This window comes from Agromyces tardus, from assembly GCF_003710805.1.
Lineage (GTDB): Bacteria > Actinomycetota > Actinomycetes > Actinomycetales > Microbacteriaceae > Agromyces > Agromyces tardus.
In genome coordinates this window covers 44,199-61,266 of sequence record NZ_RHHB01000016.1, presented here as the reverse complement: position 1 = coordinate 61,266, position 17,068 = coordinate 44,199, and the positions used below count along the sequence as shown (strand labels likewise).

13 protein-coding genes are annotated in these 17,068 nt (G+C 73.3%); 1 reads left to right on the top strand and 12 read right to left on the bottom strand.

The genetic code is table 11. From position 1 onward, the window contains the following. The 8 genes from EDM22_RS10135 to EDM22_RS10100 form a co-directional block, all read right to left on the bottom strand. Positions 1 to 3,916: ATP-dependent helicase (locus tag EDM22_RS10135; RefSeq protein WP_122936933.1), on the bottom strand; the 3,916-nt coding region annotated here is incomplete at its 3' end. Positions 3,917 to 4,021: 105 nt separating this feature from the next. Continuing rightward, positions 4,022 to 5,449 (bottom strand): pyridoxal phosphate-dependent decarboxylase family protein, encoded by a 1,428-nt coding sequence (locus tag EDM22_RS10130; protein WP_245989309.1) that lies wholly within the window; start codon positions 5,447 to 5,449, stop codon positions 4,022 to 4,024. Between the two features lie 73 nt (positions 5,450 to 5,522). Continuing rightward, positions 5,523 to 6,317, bottom strand: a complete 795-nt coding sequence (locus EDM22_RS10125) for an SseB family protein (RefSeq protein ID WP_122936932.1) — start codon at positions 6,315 to 6,317, stop codon at positions 5,523 to 5,525. After that, complete coding sequence (gene priA, locus EDM22_RS10120) at positions 6,301 to 7,047, bottom strand: bifunctional 1-(5-phosphoribosyl)-5-((5-phosphoribosylamino)methylideneamino)imidazole-4-carboxamide isomerase/phosphoribosylanthranilate isomerase PriA (protein ID WP_122936931.1); 747 nt, start codon at positions 7,045 to 7,047, stop codon at positions 6,301 to 6,303. Before priA ends, EDM22_RS10125 begins: the two co-directional genes overlap by 17 nt. A 98-nt stretch (positions 7,048 to 7,145) precedes the next feature. Next, a complete protein-coding gene (hisH, locus tag EDM22_RS10115) occupies positions 7,146 to 7,784 on the bottom strand; it encodes an imidazole glycerol phosphate synthase subunit HisH (RefSeq protein ID WP_122936930.1) in 639 nt (212 codons plus the stop codon). Beyond that, positions 7,781 to 8,395: an imidazoleglycerol-phosphate dehydratase HisB gene (gene hisB, locus EDM22_RS10110; protein WP_122936929.1), complete on the bottom strand. Its 615-nt coding sequence runs from the start codon at positions 8,393 to 8,395 to the stop codon at positions 7,781 to 7,783. Before hisB ends, hisH begins: the two co-directional genes overlap by 4 nt. Further along, positions 8,392 to 9,483, bottom strand: a complete 1,092-nt coding sequence (locus EDM22_RS10105; protein WP_122936928.1) for a histidinol-phosphate transaminase — start codon at positions 9,481 to 9,483, stop codon at positions 8,392 to 8,394. Before EDM22_RS10105 ends, hisB begins: the two co-directional genes overlap by 4 nt. Positions 9,484 to 9,582: 99 nt before the next feature. Then, positions 9,583 to 9,957, bottom strand: a complete 375-nt coding sequence (locus EDM22_RS10100) for a LysM peptidoglycan-binding domain-containing protein (RefSeq protein ID WP_245989308.1) — start codon at positions 9,955 to 9,957, stop codon at positions 9,583 to 9,585. A gap of 270 nt (positions 9,958 to 10,227) precedes the next feature. Here EDM22_RS10100 and lexA point away from each other — a divergent pair, with 270 nt between their 5' ends. Beyond that, positions 10,228 to 10,905, top strand: a complete 678-nt coding sequence (gene lexA / locus EDM22_RS10095) for a transcriptional repressor LexA (protein ID WP_245989311.1) — start codon at positions 10,228 to 10,230, stop codon at positions 10,903 to 10,905. 102 nt (positions 10,906 to 11,007) lie between these two features. On the opposite strand, the gene EDM22_RS10090 is transcribed toward lexA, so the two are convergent. From EDM22_RS10090 to hflX, 4 genes are all read right to left on the bottom strand, one after another. Further along, positions 11,008 to 11,769 carry an alpha/beta fold hydrolase gene (locus EDM22_RS10090; protein ID WP_122936926.1) on the bottom strand — a complete coding sequence of 254 codons (762 nt, stop codon included), beginning with the start codon at positions 11,767 to 11,769 and terminating at the stop codon, positions 11,008 to 11,010. A 148-nt stretch (positions 11,770 to 11,917) separates the two neighbouring features. Then, positions 11,918 to 14,263 carry a 5-methyltetrahydropteroyltriglutamate--homocysteine S-methyltransferase gene (gene metE / locus EDM22_RS10085; RefSeq protein ID WP_122936925.1) on the bottom strand — a complete coding sequence of 782 codons (2,346 nt, stop codon included), beginning with the start codon at positions 14,261 to 14,263 and terminating at the stop codon, positions 11,918 to 11,920. Further along, positions 14,260 to 15,291: a methylenetetrahydrofolate reductase gene (locus tag EDM22_RS10080; RefSeq protein ID WP_342768512.1), complete on the bottom strand. Its 1,032-nt coding sequence runs from the start codon at positions 15,289 to 15,291 to the stop codon at positions 14,260 to 14,262. The genes metE and EDM22_RS10080 overlap by 4 nt, the downstream gene beginning before the upstream one ends. A gap of 229 nt (positions 15,292 to 15,520) precedes the next feature. Beyond that, positions 15,521 to 17,044 carry a GTPase HflX gene (hflX, locus tag EDM22_RS10070; RefSeq protein WP_122936922.1) on the bottom strand — a complete coding sequence of 508 codons (1,524 nt, stop codon included), beginning with the start codon at positions 17,042 to 17,044 and terminating at the stop codon, positions 15,521 to 15,523. Positions 17,045 to 17,068 lie beyond the last annotated feature (24 nt).

Genomic DNA, 17,068 nt, shown 5'->3' with positions numbered 1-17,068 from the left:
ACCGGGCGGCGCTGCGGCCGGACTCGACGCTCGCGGCGAGGGCGCGCCGCGACAGCGAGCGGCCGCGCAGCCGCGCCCGCGGGGCGGGCGCCTTCGTCTTGTGCGCGCCGCCACCGGTGAGGAGTCCGCGGATCGGCGCGAAGGTGTCGTTCGTGATGAGGCCGGCCCACACGAGCCGCCACAGGGCGTCGAGCACCGGCCCGTCGTCGGACGCACCCACCGACTCGACGAGCTGGCGGAAGAAGTACGCACCGCCGCCGCCCAGCAGGGCGAGGAGCTCGGTCTCGAGCGGGTCGAGCGGAGAGGCCACGGGCGGCGGCATCGTGAGCGCTGCCGTGTCGGCGAGGTGGAGGCTCACCCAGCCGTCGTCGCCGGCGAGCGAGCCCGCGCCCGTCCAGAGCACCTCGCCCGAGGCGGTGAGCTCGTCGAGCATCTCGGGGCGGTAGTCGCCGACCCGTGCGGGGAGCACGAAGGACTCCCACGCCGACGCCGGGATGCGCACGCCCTCGAGCTGCTCGACGACCGCGGCGACCCCGTCGACGCCCCGCAACCGGCCGCCGACATGCTGCCAGTCCGGCAGGAACCGTGCGTAGGCCCGCGGCTCGACGGGCTCGACCTCCTCGCGGAGTGCGGCGAGCGAGCGGCGTCGCAGCCGCCGCAGCACCTCGGCGTCGCACCACTCCGCGCCCGAGCCATGCGGCAGGAACTCCCCCTCGACGACACGTCGCTCCGACGCGAGCCGGGCGAGCGCCGACGCGGCGACCGCCGGCCCGATGCCGAACCGCGCGGCGACGGCCTGGGCCGTGAACGGGCCGTGGGTGCGAGCGAAGCGGCTCACGAGGTCGCCGATGGGGTCGCGCACGGGTTCGCCGAAGACCTCGGGCAACCCCGGCGGGATGGGCACGCCGAGCGCGTCCCGCAGGCGGCTCACGTCTTCTGCCGCAGCGAACCACTCGGTGCCCGCGAAGCGCACGCGGGCCGCGCGCCGCGCCGCGACGAGCTCGGCGAGGGCGGCCGCGGCATCCGTCGGCGCGTCGGTGCGCTGCGCGACCTCGTCGGCCGTGAGCGGTCCGAGCTCGCGCAGCAGGTCGGCGGCGCCCTCGACGCCCGTTGCGAGCCGTTCGGGATGCAGGTGCTGCAGCATCCGCTCGACCTCGTCGACGACGGCCGGATCGAGGAGCTCCCGCAGCTCGACCGTGCCGAGGAGCTCGGCGAGCAGGCTCGGATCGAGCGAGAGCGCGGCGGCGCGACGCTCGGCGAGCGGTGCGTCGCCCTCGTACATGAACGCGCCCACGTAGCCGAAGAGGAGGCTCGCGGCGAAGGGGCTCGGCGCGTCGGTGGCGACGTCGACGAACCGCACCTGCCGCGAGCGGATGCGCTCCGCGAGCGCGGTGAGCGCGGGCAGGTCGTACACGTCCTGCAGGCATTCGCGCACCGCCTCGAGCACGATCGGGAAGTCGGGGAAGTCGCGCGCGACCTCGAGCAGCTGCGACGCCCGTTGGCGCTGCTGCCACAGCGGCGAGCGGCGCCCGGGGTTCTGGCGCGGCAGCAGCAACGCACGGGCCGCGCACTCGCGGAAGCGCGACGCGAAGAGCGCCGAGTCGCCCACGCGCTCGGTGGCCAGCTGCGCCAGCTCGGCCGGCTCGAAGTCGAAGAGCTCGGCCCCGGGCGGCTGCTCGTCGGTGTCGGGCAGCCGCAGCACGATGCCGTCGTCGCTCGCGACGGCGTTCGACTCGACGCCGAACCGCTCGTGCACCCGGGCGTCGACGGCGAGCGCCCACGGCGCGTGCACGCGCATGCCGTAGGGCGAGTGCAGCACGATGCGCCAGTCGCCCAGCTCGTCGCGGAACCGCTCGACCACGAGGTTCACGCCGTCGGGCACGACGTTGGTCGCCGCGCGCTGGTCGGCGATGAAGGCCACGAGGTTGGCACCCGCCCGCTCGTCGAGGCCCGCCGCGCGGCAGCGCTCGAGCGCGACGGATGCCTCGCCGCCGGCGATCTCGCCGATGAACCCGCCGATCGCGGCCCCGAGCTCCGCGGGCCGGCCGATGCCGTCGCCCTTCCAGAACGGGAGCCGCCCCGGCTCGCCGAAGGCCGGGGAGACGAGCACCCGGTCGTGCGTGATCTCCTGGATGCGCCAGCTCGTGGCGCCGAGCGCGAAGACGTCGCCGACGCGCGACTCGTAGACCATCTCCTCGTCGAGCTCGCCGACGCGTCGACCCGGTCCCTGGTCGCCGATCATGAAGACGCCGAACATGCCGCGGTCGGGGATGGTGCCGCCGCTCGTGACGGCGAGCCGCTGGGCGCCGCGCCGGCCCGTGATCGTACCGGCGTCGCGATCCCACACGATGCGCGGGCGGAGTTCGCCGAAGCGATCGGACGGGTAGCGGCCCGCGAGGAGGTCGAGTGTCGCGTCGAACGCCGATCGCGGCAGCGCGTGGAAGGGCGCCGCGCGCCGCACGACGTCGAACCAGTGCTCGACCTCCCACTCGTCGAGGGCGACCGCCGCGACGGTCTGCTGCGCGAGCACGTCGAGCGGGTTCGACGGGACGCGGAGCGCCTCGATCGAGCCGGCGGCCATGCGCTCGACGACGACGGCGCAGTGCAGCAGGTCGGCGCGGTGCTTGGGGAACAGGACGCCCTTCGAGACCTCGCCGACCTGGTGGCCCGCACGGCCGATGCGCTGCAGGCCGCTCGCGACCGACGGCGGCGACTCGACCTGCAGCACGAGGTCGACCGCGCCCATGTCGATGCCGAGCTCGAGGCTCGAGGTGGCGACGACGCACTTGAGGCGTCCGCCCTTGAGATCGGCCTCGACGAGCGCCCGCTCCTCCTTGCTGACCGACCCGTGGTGCGAGCGGGCGATGATCGGCTCGGCGCCCATGGTCAGGCCCGACGCGCCGGGCAGCTCCGCGGCCACGCGCGCGGGCGGGTGGGCGGGCACGACGGACGTGGCGGCATCCGCCTCGGCCGCAGAAGCGGTGGCCGGGCCGTCGTCAGCCCCGACGAGCACGGGCTCGGCGGTGCGCTCGGCCCAGAGTTCGTTGAGCCGGGCCGTCAGCCGCTCGGCGAGGCGCCGCGAATTCGCGAAGACGATGGTCGACCGGTGGGCGAGCACCTCGTCGAGGATGGCCGACTCGACGTGCGGCCAGATCGAGCCGCCGCCCGACTCGCCGGCGAGGTCGGAGAGGTCGTCGACCGGGACCCGCACGCTGAGGTCGAACCGCTTGCCCGACGGCGGGGCGACGATCGTGACCAGCCGCGTGCCCGCGAGGAAGCGGGCGACCTCGGCATGCGGCCGCACCGTGGCCGACAGCCCGATGCGCTGCACGGGCGCGGCGGTGAGCTCGTCGAGGCGCTCGAGCGACAGGGCGAGGTGGGTGCCGCGCTTGGTGCCCGCGAGCGCGTGGATCTCGTCGACGATCACGGTGTCGACGCCGGTGAGGGTCTCGCGGGCTGCGGAGGTGAGCATCAGGAACAGCGACTCGGGGGTCGTGATGAGGATCTCGGGCGGCCGCTGCACGAGCGAGCGCCGCTCGGCGGGCGTCGTATCGCCCGAGCGCACGCCCACGGTGACCTCGGGCGTCTCGCCGCCGAGCGCCGTCGCCGTGCGGGCGATGCCGATGAGCGGCGCGCGCAGGTTGCGCTCGACGTCGACGCCGAGCGCCTTCAGCGGCGAGATGTAGAGCACGCGCGTGCCGGATGCCGCGGCCTCGGGCCCCGCACGATGCATGCGGTCGATCGCCCACAGGAACGCGGCGAGGGTCTTGCCCGAACCGGTGGGAGCCACGACGAGCGCGTGCTCGCGGTTCGCGATGGCACGCCAGGCGCCCCGCTGCACGGCGGTGGGCTCGGCGAACGACTCGGTGAACCACGCCCGGGTGGCGGGCGTGAACGAGTCGAGCGCGTGCGCCATCCCCCCATTCAAGCGGATGCCGCCGACACCGCGGCTGGGCGTGCGCTCAGTCCGGCAATCGGTGCGCGGCCGCCGGCGGCCACGGCGCTGACCCGATACTCCTCGCTACCGCCCCGCCCGGATCGCGGCGAGCGTGCGCGCGACGACCTCCACCGTGCGCGTCGCCTGCGCGGCATCCGTGCCCCAGTTGCTCACCGAGAACCGTACGACGGCGCGGTCGTGCCACCGTGAGGTCATCGCGAGCACCTCGCCGTCGGCCCAGAGCCGCTCGCTCAGGGCCTCGGTCGCGGCGTCGCTCTCGAGGGCGACGCAGACCTGGGTGAACACGACGTCGTTGAGCACCTCGACGCCGGGCAGCTCGGCGAGTCCGTCGCCGATGATGCGGGCGGATGCCGCGAGTTGCTCGACGAGCCGTGCGATCCCCGTGCGTCCGAGCGATCGCAGGACGGCCCAGGTGGGGATGCCCCGGGCGCGGCGCGACAGCTCGAGCACCTTCTCGTGCGGGTCGGCGCCGACCTCCGTAGCCTGCAGGTAGCTCGCGTGCATGCTGAGGGCCCCGGTCATCGCCCGTCCGTCGCGCACGATCGCGATGCCGCAGTCGTACGGCACGCTCAGCGTCTTGTGCGCGTCGGTGCTCCACGAGTCGGCGCCGCCCATGCCCGCGACGAGGTGGCGCAGGCGGGGGGATGCCGCGGCCCAGAGGCCGAACGCCCCGTCGATGTGGACCCACGCGCCCGCCTCGTGCGCGACGGCGATCGCGCCGAGGAAGTCATCGTAGGCGCCGGAGTGGATGTTGCCGGCCTGGAGCACCACGATCGCCGGCCCGGTTCCCGCGGCGAGCTCCTCGCGCAGGGCGTCCACGCGGATGCGGCCCTCGTCGTCGCTCGCGACCGCGATCGGCTCCCCGAGCCCGAGGTACCGGCCGGCGAGATCCACCGTGCCGTGCCGCTCCTCGCCGACGATGAAGCGGATGCGCGAGCCGCCGGCCATGCCGTCGCGCTCGACGTCCCACCCCTCGCGCCGCAGCACCTCGTCGCGCGCCGCCGCCATGCACACGGTCTGCGCCGTGGTCGCGCCGGTGGTGAATCCCACCTCGCTCTCGGCGGGGAGGCTCAGGAGGTCGAGGAGCCAGGTCGCGGCGATCTCCTCGACGGCGACGGCCCCCGGGGTGATCGTGCGGAGCCCCGAGTTCTGGTCCCACGTTGAGACGAGCCAGTCCGCGGCGAGCGCCACCGGCTGCGTGCCGCCGATGACCCAGCCGTAGAACCGCGGGGAGCCGATGGCGATGAGTCCGGGTTCCGCTCCCTCGGCAAGGCGGGTGATCACGTCGGCAGCGGGTTCGCCGTACTCGGGCAGCTCGCGCCCGAGGGCGTCCATGACCGCGTCGATGCCGGCACGCGGAGGGATCGGGCGCTCGCGCACCGAGTCGAGCCAGGCGCGCGCGTACCGGTCGGCGAGCTCGAGCACCTCGTCGTACGGTGCGTGCGCGGGAGTGGGATCGAGCGGCTCCGCCGCGGCTTCGGAGGACATCATGCACCTGGATTCCGCGCGACTCACGCGCTCTCCGATCATGCCCCCGGCGTGCCGCGCGGGTCAACGACCCCGATCAGGCCTGCGGGGCGTCGCCGACCAGCCGCACCACGAGCGAGTCCACCCCGGTCGCGATCGCGTCGTCCTCCGCCCAGCGACGCGCGAGGCGCGCCGTCGTCGCGTCGAGCTCGGTGCGGGTGAGCCCCGCGACGAGCCGCAGCCGCACGACGAGCTCGGGGCCGCGGAGGCGCGCCTCGGGGTCGCCGGGGAGCAGGTCGACCCCGAGCACCGCGAGTTCGGAGGACACGGAGCGCTCGAAGGCGGCGATGACCGCGTCGGACTCGAACGGCGGACGCCACGGCTGCGACTGCGCCACCGCCCAGACGGCCGGCCGGCGCAGCACGAACTCGGTCTCCGAGCCGGGATCGAGCACGACGAGCTCGGTGCCGTCATCGGCTGCGGCGAGCGCGACCCGCACGCCGTCGGCCGGAACCGGCCGCGCCAGGGGGTTCCACGCGGACATCGCCTGCACCGAGCCGAAGACGGGCAGCACGCGCCGCCCGTCGGGGCCCTCGACGGTGACGATCGAGAGCTCCTGGCTCTTGTCGACGGCGAGCCCGCGCGCGCCGATCTCGGCTCCGCCGTCGCCCAGTTCGGCGAGGAGCGGGATCAGCAGCCGCGACGGTCCGAACGCCGCGACGACGTCGGCCTGTGCGCCGGCGCCCGCGCGGAAGCGCTCGAGTGCGGCGCCGAGCGCCGGCGGCATCCGCCCGTCGTCGCCCGCGTGCGGGTTCGACTCGAACGACCTGCCCGCCCACGGACGGCCGGCCGAGTCGGCCGCGGCCGCGGCCGGGTCACTGGGACGCGACATCCAGCGCCTCGGGGAGCGTGAACGCACCCGCGTAGAGCGCCTTGCCGATGATCGCGCCCTCGACGCCGAGCGGCACGAGCTCGCGCAGCGCCGCGATGTCGTCGAGGCTGGAGACGCCGCCCGATGCCACGACGGGACGGCGCGTGCGCTCGGTGATCCGGCGGAGCAGGTCGAGGTTCGGCCCCTGCAGCGTGCCGTCCTTCGTGACGTCGGTCACGACGTAGCGGGCGGCGCCGGCCTCCTCGAGTCGCTCCATGACCTGCCAGAGGTCGCCGCCGTCCTTCGTCCAGCCGCGCGCGGCGAGCGTGGTGCCGCGCACGTCGAGCCCGACCGCGATCGCCTCGCCGTACTGCGCGATGACGGATGCCGCCCACTCCGGGTTCTCGAGCGCGGCGGTGCCGAGGTTGATGCGCTTGGCGCCGATCTCGAGCGCGTGCTCGAGCGACGCGTCGTCGCGGATGCCGCCGGAGAGCTCGACGTTGACCCCGCGCACCTGCCGGATGACCTTCTTCAGGATGCCGGCGTTCGACCCGCGGCCGAACGCCGCGTCGAGGTCGACGAGGTGGATCCACTCGGCACCCTGGTCGGCCCAGTCGGCGGCGGCGTCGACGGGGTCTCCGTAGTTCGTCTCGGTGCCCGCCTCCCCCTGCGTCAGGCGGACGGCCTTGCCTCCCGCCACGTCGACTGCTGGCAGCAGCACGAGACGGGGGGTCTTGTTGAACTCACTCATCACTGTCCTCGGATCTGAAGCCGCAAAGCGCGCGGCCGGCACAGTCACAGCATCCTAGTCCCGTCAGCGAGGGGCCGACGTGACGAACGACTCACGGCTCAACCGAGCGTCGAGAGCCAGTTGCCGAGCAGGCGGATGCCGGCATCCGCCGACTTCTCGGGGTGGAACTGCGTGGCCGACAACGGCCCGTTCTCGACGGCGGCGAGGAATCGGCCCCCGTACTCGCCCCACGTGAGGCGGGGGGTCGGGAACGGCGGCATGACGTCGAGCGTCCACTCCTGTGCGGCGTAGGAGTGCACGAAGTAGAAGCGCTCCTCCTCGATGCCGCGGAAGAGCACCGAGCCCTCGTCGGGCGTGACGGTGTTCCAGCCCATGTGCGGAAGCACGGGAGCCGGCAGCCGGGTCACGGAGCCGGGCCACTCACCGAGCCCTTCGGTGTCGACGCCGTGCTCGACGCCGTGCTCGAAGAGCACCTGCATGCCGACGCAGATGCCGAGCACGGGGCGTCCGCCCGCGAGGCGACGGTCGATGATCTCGTCGCCGCGCACCGCGCGGAGCTGGTCCATGACCGCCTTGAACGCGCCCACGCCGGGCACCACGAGGCCGTCGGCTTCGAGCGCCGCGGCGCGGTCGGCCGTGACGGCCACCTCCGCACCCGCGCGCTCGATGGCCTTCGCGGCGGAGTGCACGTTGCCCGAGCCGTAGTCGAGCACCACCACGCGGCGCGTGCGGGTCACAGCGCGCCCTTGGTCGAGGGGATGCCGGCGACGAGCGGATCGAGCGCCTTCGCCTGGCGGAACGCGCGCGCGAACGCCTTGAACTCGGCCTCGGCGATGTGATGCGGGTCGCGGCCGCCGAGCACGGTGACGTGCACCGTGAGACCGGCGTTGAATGCGATCGCCTCGAAGACGTGCCGCACCATCGACCCGGTGAAGTGGCCGCCGATGAGGTGGTACTCGAAGCCCGCGGGCTCGCCCGAGTGCACGAGGAACGGGCGGCCGGAGATGTCGACCACGGCCTGGGCGAGTGCCTCGTCGAGCGGCACGAGTGCGTCGCCGTAGCGCGAGATGCCGCGCTTGTCGCCGAGCGCCTGGCGGATCGCCTTCCCGAGCACGATGCCCACGTCTTCGACCGTGTGGTGCACGTCGATCTCGATGTCGCCGCGGGCGCGCACGGTGAGGTCGGTGAGCGAGTGCTTCGCGAACGCGGTGAGGAGGTGGTCGTAGAACGGCACGCTCGTCTCGATGTCGCTCGTGCCCGTGCCGTCGAGGTCGATCGAGAGATCGATGCTCGACTCGCTGGTCTCGCGCTGCACACGGGCGGTGCGCTGCGTGCGTTCGGTGCTCATGCGGTCATCCTATTCGGGGCGAACGAGGCCATCGCCTCGAGGAATGCAGTGGTCTCGGCCTCGGTGCCGGCGGTCACGCGGAGGCAGCCGGGTAGTCCGATCTCCCGGATCAGGATGCCGCGTGCGAGGAGCGCCTCGAACACGGCGTGCGGGTCGTCGACGCCGCCGAAGAGCACGAAGTTCGCGCCGCTGCGGTACGGACGGTACCCGAGGGCGGCGAGCTCGCGTGAGATGCGCTCGCGCTGCCCGCGGATCTCATCGACCATGGCGAGCATCTCGTCGGCGTGCGCGAGCGCACCCAAGGCGGCCGCCTGCGTGAGGGCCGAGAGGTGGTACGGGAGGCGCACGAGACGCAGCGCATCGATCGCGGCCGGATCGCCCGCGAGGTAGCCGACCCGGGCACCGGCGAATGCGAACGCCTTGCTCATGGTGCGCGAGACCAGCAGGCGGGGTCGCCCCTCGAGCAGCGTGAGCGCACTCGGATCGCCGGGCTCCGCGAACTCGAAGTACGCCTCGTCGACGACGACGATGCCTCGGGCGGTGTCGGCGACCGCGCGGATCGTGTCGAGCGCGAGCGGGGTGCCCGTTGGGTTGTTCGGCGCGCAGAGCAGCACGATGTCGGGGTCGTGGCGTTCGATCGCCGCGAGCGCCGTCTCGGCCGAGAGCTCGAAGTCGTCGTCGCGCTCGGCGGTGACCCACTCGGTGCCCGTGCCCGCGGCGAGCAGGCCGTACATCGAATACGTCGGGCCGAAGCCCAGCGCGGTGCGCCCCGGTCCGCCGAACGCCTGGAGGATGTGCTGCAGCACCTCGTTGGATCCGTTCGCCGCCCAGATCTGCTCGGGCACGAGGCCGTGGCCGAGATAGCCGGCGAGTGCGGTGCGCAGCTCGGTGAACTCACGGTCGGGGTAGCGGTTCAGCCCGATGATGGCGGCTGCGACGCGGGCGACGATGTCGTGCGCCACGTCTTCAGGGATCGGATGCGTGTTCTCGTTGACGTTGAGGGCGACCGGCACGGTCTTCTGGGGGGCGCCGTACGGGGTCTTGCCGCGAAGGTCGTCGCGGATCGGGAGCTCGTCGAGACTCGTCACTGATCCATGTTATCGGCGCGGCCACGGGCGCCCGTCGCCTGGGTCGGCGGATGACGCGACGCCACCAGGCGCGGCGGGAGCCACCCGGCCGCCCGCCGGTCAGGGAACGACGGGGAGCGCGAGTCGCTGCCCGGGCTCCACGAGCGCGTCGTCGAGTCCGTTGAGACGGATGATCTCGTCGATCACGACCCGCGGGTCGTCGTTGGGGGCGATCGACTCGGCGATGGCCCACAGGGACTCGCCGGCGCCGACCGTGACGTATTGGAAGGCGGTGGTGCGCAGCGACTCGGTCTCGGCCGCCGCTCCCCCGGAGCCGAGGACGACGGTGAGCGCCCACGCTACGAGCGGCGCCGCGGCCAGGGCGGTGAACACGACCCTGCCCCGCCGCGTGAGCCGCAGCCGCGTGCGCGTCATCGGCTGCTGCACGGTCGCCGTCGGGACGACCGAACGGTTCATCATGACCACTGCGCTCATCTCGCACCTCCCTTGGAGATTCGCCCCCGGCCCTCGGCCGGGAGGACCGGGGTGCGAATCTCTGTTCCGAATATATCTTCGAATGTTCGAAGCCGCAATCACCCTGTGCGCGTGTTTCGCGGACGAATTCCGCGACACACTCGAACGAATGTTTGTCGCGCGCACGCGAGGCGGATACAGTTTCGAATGTTCGACGACAGTCGATCAGACACCACCGACATCCGGTCGCGGTCGCGGCCGACACGAGGGGCGGAGACCGTGAGCACCGACATCGACGAGGCACGCGAGGGCGCGAGGTCGCGGCGACGCAAGAGCCTCAGCGCCAAGCAGGTCGCGATCCTCGAGATGATCCAGCGGTCGGTGGCGACCCAGGGCTACCCGCCGAGCATGCGCGAGATCGGCGACGCCGTCGGGCTCTCGTCGCTCTCGAGCGTCACCCACCAGCTCAACCAGCTCGAACTCGCGGGATACCTCCGGCGCGACCCCAACCGGCCGCGCGCCCTCGAGGTGCTCATCGAGCTTCCCGGCGTCGAGCCGAAGCCGCAGTCGGGAGTCGAGCCCACCCCGGTCGGCGACGCCGCGATGGTGCCGCTCGTCGGTCGCATCGCAGCGGGCGTGCCCATCACGGCCGAGCAGCAGGTCGACGAGATCTTCCCGCTCCCCCGCCAGCTCGTCGGCAAGGGCGAGCTGTTCATCCTCAAGGTCGTCGGCGATTCGATGGTCGACGCGGCGATCTGCGACGGCGACTGGGTCGTCGTGCGCGCGCAGCGCACCGCCGAGAACGGCGAGATCGTCGCCGCCATGCTCGACGGCGAGGCCACCGTCAAGGTGTTCCGCCAGCGCGACGGCCACACCTGGCTGCTGCCCCGCAACACGGCCTTCGAGCCCATCCTCGGCGACCACGCCGAGGTGCTGGGCAAGGTCGTCGCGGTGCTCCGCTCGGTCTGACGCGTCGGTCTGACGGGTCGGTCTGACGCGTCGATCTGGCGCGCCGCGGTGCGCCCCGAATCGGTTCCCCTCCGGAGCACCCGCCCCGGCCGGCGGTGCCGGTCAGGCGGCCACGAGCGCCCTCGCCGGCTCGGCGCCCGCAGGCGCGAGGCTGCGGAGCCAGCCCACCACGGTGTCCATGAAGCCCGAGTGGTCGTCGCGGAACACGGTGTGCCCGGTGCCCTCCACGGTCTCGACCGTCATGCCCTGGCGACGCAGCTGCGCCGCGACGCGCTCGGTGATGAGCAGGCTCTTCTCGGCGAGCACGACGAGGCTCGGAGCCACGAGGCGTGCGGGCGGCACGAGCGGCTTGGTGTCGAGGAAGCCCAGGATCGTGCGCTTGTCCCAGTCGCGCAGGGTCGCGACCTCGATGTCCACGTCGACGGCGCTCCACTTGGGGTTCATGCGCACGAGCGCCGACCGCTTCGGCCGCGGTGCGACCGCGAAGAAGGCCTTGAACGCCCAGCCCTTGATGCCCGACGGGAAGGAGAAGGCCGGGTCGATGTAGATCGCGGCACGCGGCGCCAGCCGGTCGGCCACGATGCTCGCGACGAGGCCGCCGAGCGAGTGGCCCATGACCACGTCGGGCGGTCCGTCGAGCAAGGGTCCGAGCGTCTCGACGACGTCGTCGGCCCATGCCGCCGGCGAGTACTGCCGTGCGCGCGGGCTGCGTCCGTGCCCCGCGAGGTCCACCGCGAGCACCCGGAAGCCGTGGGCCTCGAGCTCGGCGGTGACCCGGTGCCATGCGCGGGAGTCCGACATGATGCCGTGGATCAGGATCGCGGTCTTCTGGCCGCTGCCGGACTGGTGCACCGCGAGTCGCATGACCTCACGGTACGCGGCCCACCTGTGGGAGTGCCCGGCGGAACATTGGGTTCACCTGTGTGCCGGCGCCCGCGGTCATGCCCCGAACCGGCACGACGACGGGGGCGGATGCCGCGGCAGCGCGCCGCGGCATCCGCCCACTTGTGCGTCAGCCCGCGTTCGCGGGCACGGCGAGGCCCGCACGAACCGCGCGCGTCGCCTCGATGATGTGCTCGAGCGACGCGACGGTCTCGTCGTAGCCGCGCGTCTTGAGGCCGCAGTCGGGGTTCACCCAGAGCCGGCCGGCCGGGATCTCGGCGACGGCGCGCTCGAGGAGCGACTGCACCTCCTCGACGCTCGGCACGCGCGGCGAGTGGATGTCGTAGACGCCCGGGCCGATGCCGTGGTCGAACCCGCTCGTCGCGAGGTCGTCCACGACCTCCATGCGGCTGCGCGCGGCCTCGATCGAGGTCACGTCGGCGTCGAGGCTGCGGATCGCGTCGATGACCACGCCGAACTCCGAGTAGCAGAGGTGCGTGTGCACCTGCGTCGCGGGCGCGGCGCCCGCGGTCGCGAGCCGGAACGAGCCGACCGACCAGTCGAGGTACGCCGGCTGGTCGGCGAGCTTCAGCGGCAGGAGCTCGCGCAGGGCAGGCTCGTCGACCTGGATCACGCGGATGCCCGCCGCCTCGAGGTCGGCGATCTCGTCGCGGAGCGCGAGTCCGACCTGACGGGCGGTGTCGCCGAGGGGCTGGTCCTCCCGCACGAACGACCACGCGAGGATCGTCACGGGGCCCGTCAGCATGCCCTTGACCGGCTTGTCCGACAGCGACTGCGCGTACGCCGACCACTCGACGGTCATGGGAGCCGGACGCGAGACGTCGCCCCACAGGATCGAGGGGCGCGTGCAGCGCGACCCGTAGGACTGCACCCAGCCGTGCTGCGTCACGGCGAAGCCGTCGAGCAGCTCCGCGAAGTACTGCACCATGTCGTTGCGCTCCGGCTCGCCGTGCACGAGCACGTCGAGGCCCAGCTCCTCCTGCAGGCGGATGACGCGCGCGATCTCCTCCCGCATGAGCTCGCGGTACGCGGCATCCGTCAGCTCGCCCTTCAGCAGGCGGGCGCGGGCGCGTCGGATCTCGGCGGTCTGCGGGAACGAGCCGATCGTCGTGGTGGGCAGGGCGGGCAGGTCGAGGCCCTCCTGCGCGGCGACCCGCTCGTCGTAGGCGACGCGCGAGAAGTCGGCGTCGTCGAGCGCCGCGAGGCGGTCGCGCACCGCGGGCACGCGCACGCCCGGCGCACCGGCGCGGTCGGCGAGGGCAGCGGATGCCGCGTCGAGCTCGCTCGCGATGGCGTCACGGCCCTCGGCGACGCCGCGGGCGAGCACGGCGACCTGTGCCACCTTCTGGTCGGCGAAGGCGAGCCAGCTCACGAGGCGCGGGTCGAGGAGCGTCTCGTCGTCGACGTCGTGCGGCACGTGCAGCAGCGAGGTCGAGGTCGAGACGGCCACGGAGCCCGAGAACGAGCGGACGGCCTCGGCGAGCTCGAAGGCGCGTTCGAGGTCGCCCCGCCAGATGTTGTGGCCGTCGATGACGCCCGCGACGAGCGTCTTCGCGGCGAGCGACTCCTCGGTGGCGGGGTCGAGCTGCTCCGGCACGGTCCCGCGCACGAGGTCGAGGCTCAGCGCCTCGATCGGCGCCGCGGCGAGCGCCGGCAGCGCGTCGTCGAGCGAGCCGTAGGGCGCCGCGACGAAGATCGCGGGACGCTCCTCGGCGGAGCCCAGCGCGTCGTAGGCGATGCCGACGGCCTCGAGCACGCGGTCGCGCTGCTCGTCGATGCTCTCGCTCACGAGCGCGGGCTCGTCGAGCTGCACCCACTCGGCGCCCGCCGCGGCCAGCTCCGCCAGGAGGGTCGCGTACACGGGGACGAGGTCGGCCAGCCGGTCGAGCGGACGGAAGCCCTCGGGGGCGTCATCCGCCGCCTTCGCCAGGAGGAGGAAGGTGACCGGGCCGACGAGCACGGGCCGGGTGAGGAACCCGGCGTCGCGGGCCTCGCGCACCTGCGCGACGAGGCGCTCGCCGTGCGCGGCGAAGGAGGTGTCGGGCCCGATCTCGGGCACGAGGTAGTGGTAGTTCGAGTCGAACCACTTCGTCATCTCGAGGGGGGCGTCATCGCCCTCGCCACGGGCCACGGTGAAGTAGCCGGCGAGGTCGAGCGCGCCGTCGGCGTCGAGCAGCCGCTCGAATCGGGTCGGCACCGCGCCCACCGCGACTGCGGCGTCGAGCACCTGGTCGTAGAAGGAGAAGCTCTCGGGGATGGCCGAGTCGGTGCGGCCGAGGCCCAGGCCGGCGAGGCGCTCGCGGGTCGCGGCGCGGAGTCCGGCGGCGGTGCGCTCGAGCTCCGCGGCGTCGATGGCGCCGGCCCAGAAGGCCTCGACGGCCTTCTTGAGCTCGCGGCGGCGCCCGATGCGCGGGTAGCCGAGGATCGTGCCGGTGGGGAAGGCGGGTGCGGTCATCGTTGTCTCGTGTTCCTCTCGGTGGTGAGCTGTGCGGGCGTGCGGATGCCGAGCCGGTCGAGCACGGCGAGCACGGCCTCGTGGCGGTTGAAGGTGTACAGGTGGAGTCCGGGGGCGCCGCCGGCGAGCACCTCGTCGGCGAGCCGGGCCGCGTACTCGACGCCGAGGTCGAACTGCGCGTCGGCGTCGGGCTCGATCTCGAGCGAGATGGCGAGCTCGCTCGGCGCGGGCACGCCCGTGAGCTCCTCGAGCCGCGCGAGGCGTGCGGGCGTCGTCACGGGCATGATGCCCGGGAGGATGGGGATCGTGACGCCGCCCGCGCGGGCGCGCTCCACGAACGCGAGGTAGTCGTCGGCGTGCCAGAACAGCTGGGTGATCGCGAGGTTCGCGCCGGCGATCTCCTTCGCGAGCAGGTTGTCGACGTCCTGGGAGAGGCCGCGCGAGCGCGGGTGCCCGGTGGGGAAGGCGGCGACGGCGACCCGCTCGGGACGCGGCCGCTCGCGGATGCGCGTCGCCCCGGGCATGCCCGGGATGCCCGACTGGCCGAAGGGCTCCCGCTCCTCCTGCACGCGGTGGATGAGCTGCACGAGCTCGGCCGCGCTGCCGAGGTCGCGGATGCCCGCGTCGGCATCGGCGTCGGCGCCCGACGGCGGGTCGCCGCGCAGCGCGAGGAAGCTCGTGATGCCCGCGTCGAGGAACTCGCGCACGAGGCGGTTGGCCTCGGCGTGGCTCGACCCGACGCACGTGAGGTGCGCCATCGGCTGCACGTCGGTGTGCTCGAGCATGTAGCGCAGCACGGTCAGCGATCGGTCGCGCGACGATCCTCCGGCCCCGAACGTCACCGAGATGAAGGCGGGGCAGACCTCGGCGAGGCGGTCGATCGTGCGCCCGAGCGCCAGCGCCGCGGCATCCGTGCGGGGCGGGAAGAGCTCGAACGAGATCGGCGGCCTCGGCCGACAGTCGGTGCCGTCGACATCGCTCCCGGTCATGCTGCTCCTGATGGCGGATGCCGCGGGGTCGTCGGTCACGCGGCACGCCGCGCCCGACCGGCCGTCACGGCAGGCGGGTCTCGCGGGCGGGTGCCGGGCTCGGCGGTCGCTCCTGGCGGGCGGCATCCGGCCGCTCGCCTCGATCACCTGCGACGATACGCCGCGCCGGCGGCGTGCGCCCCTCCTGTGACGCAGGATGACGCACGCAGCGCGGCCCTCGAGCTCGGGCCGCCGCCGGTCGCCACCGCATGTCGGCGCGGGCGGCCGATCAGGCGAGTGCGGGCGAGCGGAACTCGGCGAGCTGTGCCGCCTGCTCGGGCGCGGCGAGGGCGCGGATGCGCGTGCCCTCCTCGAGGTACTCGACCGAGAGCACGCGGCCGGTCTCGTGCAGCGTCGAGACCACGTCGCCCCGGTCGTACGGCACGAGCAGGTCGACCTCGACGGCGGGATCGGGCAGCATGCGCGCGATCGCGGCGAGCACGTCGGCGACGCCCTCGCCCGTGCGCGCCGACGCGAAGATCGCGCCAGGCTCGAGACCCTGCAGCACGAGCCGCTCCTCGGGGGTGACGAGGTCGGCCTTGTTGAAGACGACGAGCTCGGGGATGCCGCGTGCGCCGACTTCGCCGATGACGTCGCGCACGGTGGCGATCTGCCCCGCGGGGTCGGGGTGGGCGGCGTCGACGACGTGCACGATGAGGTCGGAGTCGGCGACCTCTTCGAGGGTGGAGCGGAACGCCTCGACGAGCTGGTGCGGGAGGTTGCGCACGAAGCCCACGGTGTCGGCGATCGTGTAGACGCGGCCGTCGGGGGTCGTGTTGCGGCGCACCGTCGCGTCGAGCGTCGCGAACAGGGCGTTCTCGACGAGCACGCCCGCGCCCGTGATGCGGTTGAGCAGGCTGGACTTGCCGGCGTTCGTGTAGCCCGCGATGGCCACCGAGGGCACGGCGTTGCGCTTGCGGTTCGCGCGCTTCGCCTCGCGGGCGGGCTTCATGCCCACGATCTGCTTGCGCAGCCTGGCCATGCGCGAGTGGATACGGCGACGGTCGAGCTCGATCTTCGTCTCACCCGGACCACGCGAGCCCATGCCGGCGCCCGCGCCGCCCACCTGGCCACCGGCCTGGCGGGACATCGACTCGCCCCAGCCGCGCAGTCGCGGAAGGAGGTACTCGAGCTGCGCGAGCTCGACCTGGGCCTTGCCCTCGCGGCTCTTGGCGTGCTGGCTGAAGATGTCGAGGATGACCGCCGTGCGGTCGATGACCTTGACCTTCACCGCGTCCTCGAGCGCGCGCCGCTGGCTCGGGGCGAGTTCGGTGTCGGCGACGACCGTGTCGGCGCCGAGCGCGGCGACGATGTGCCGCAGCTCCTCGGTCTTGCCGCGACCGAGGTAGGTGCTGGGGTCGGGATGCGGACGGCGCTGCAGCACGCCGTCGAGCACGCGGGCGCCCGCCGTCTCGGCGAGGGCCGCGAGTTCGCGCATCGAGTTCTCGGCGTCGTCGAGGGAGCCCTGCGAGTAGACGCCGATGAGCACGACGTTCTCGAGGCGCAGCTGCCGGTACTCGACCTCGGTGACGTCCTCGAGCTCGGTCGAGAGGCCGCCGACACGTCGCAGCGCCGCGCGGGCCTCACGGTCGTACTGCTCGCCGTCGGTGCCCTCGGTGTCGAACCCGTTGCCGTCGCGCTGGATCGAGGTGGCCTCGGTCGCGCCGAAGCGCGAGATGCCGGCCGTCTGGCCGGCGTTCCGCAGCACACGCTCGACGACGTCGTCGGAAGGGTCGTGTGCGGTGTCATTCATCGTGTTCAAGCCTACTTCTCTTCT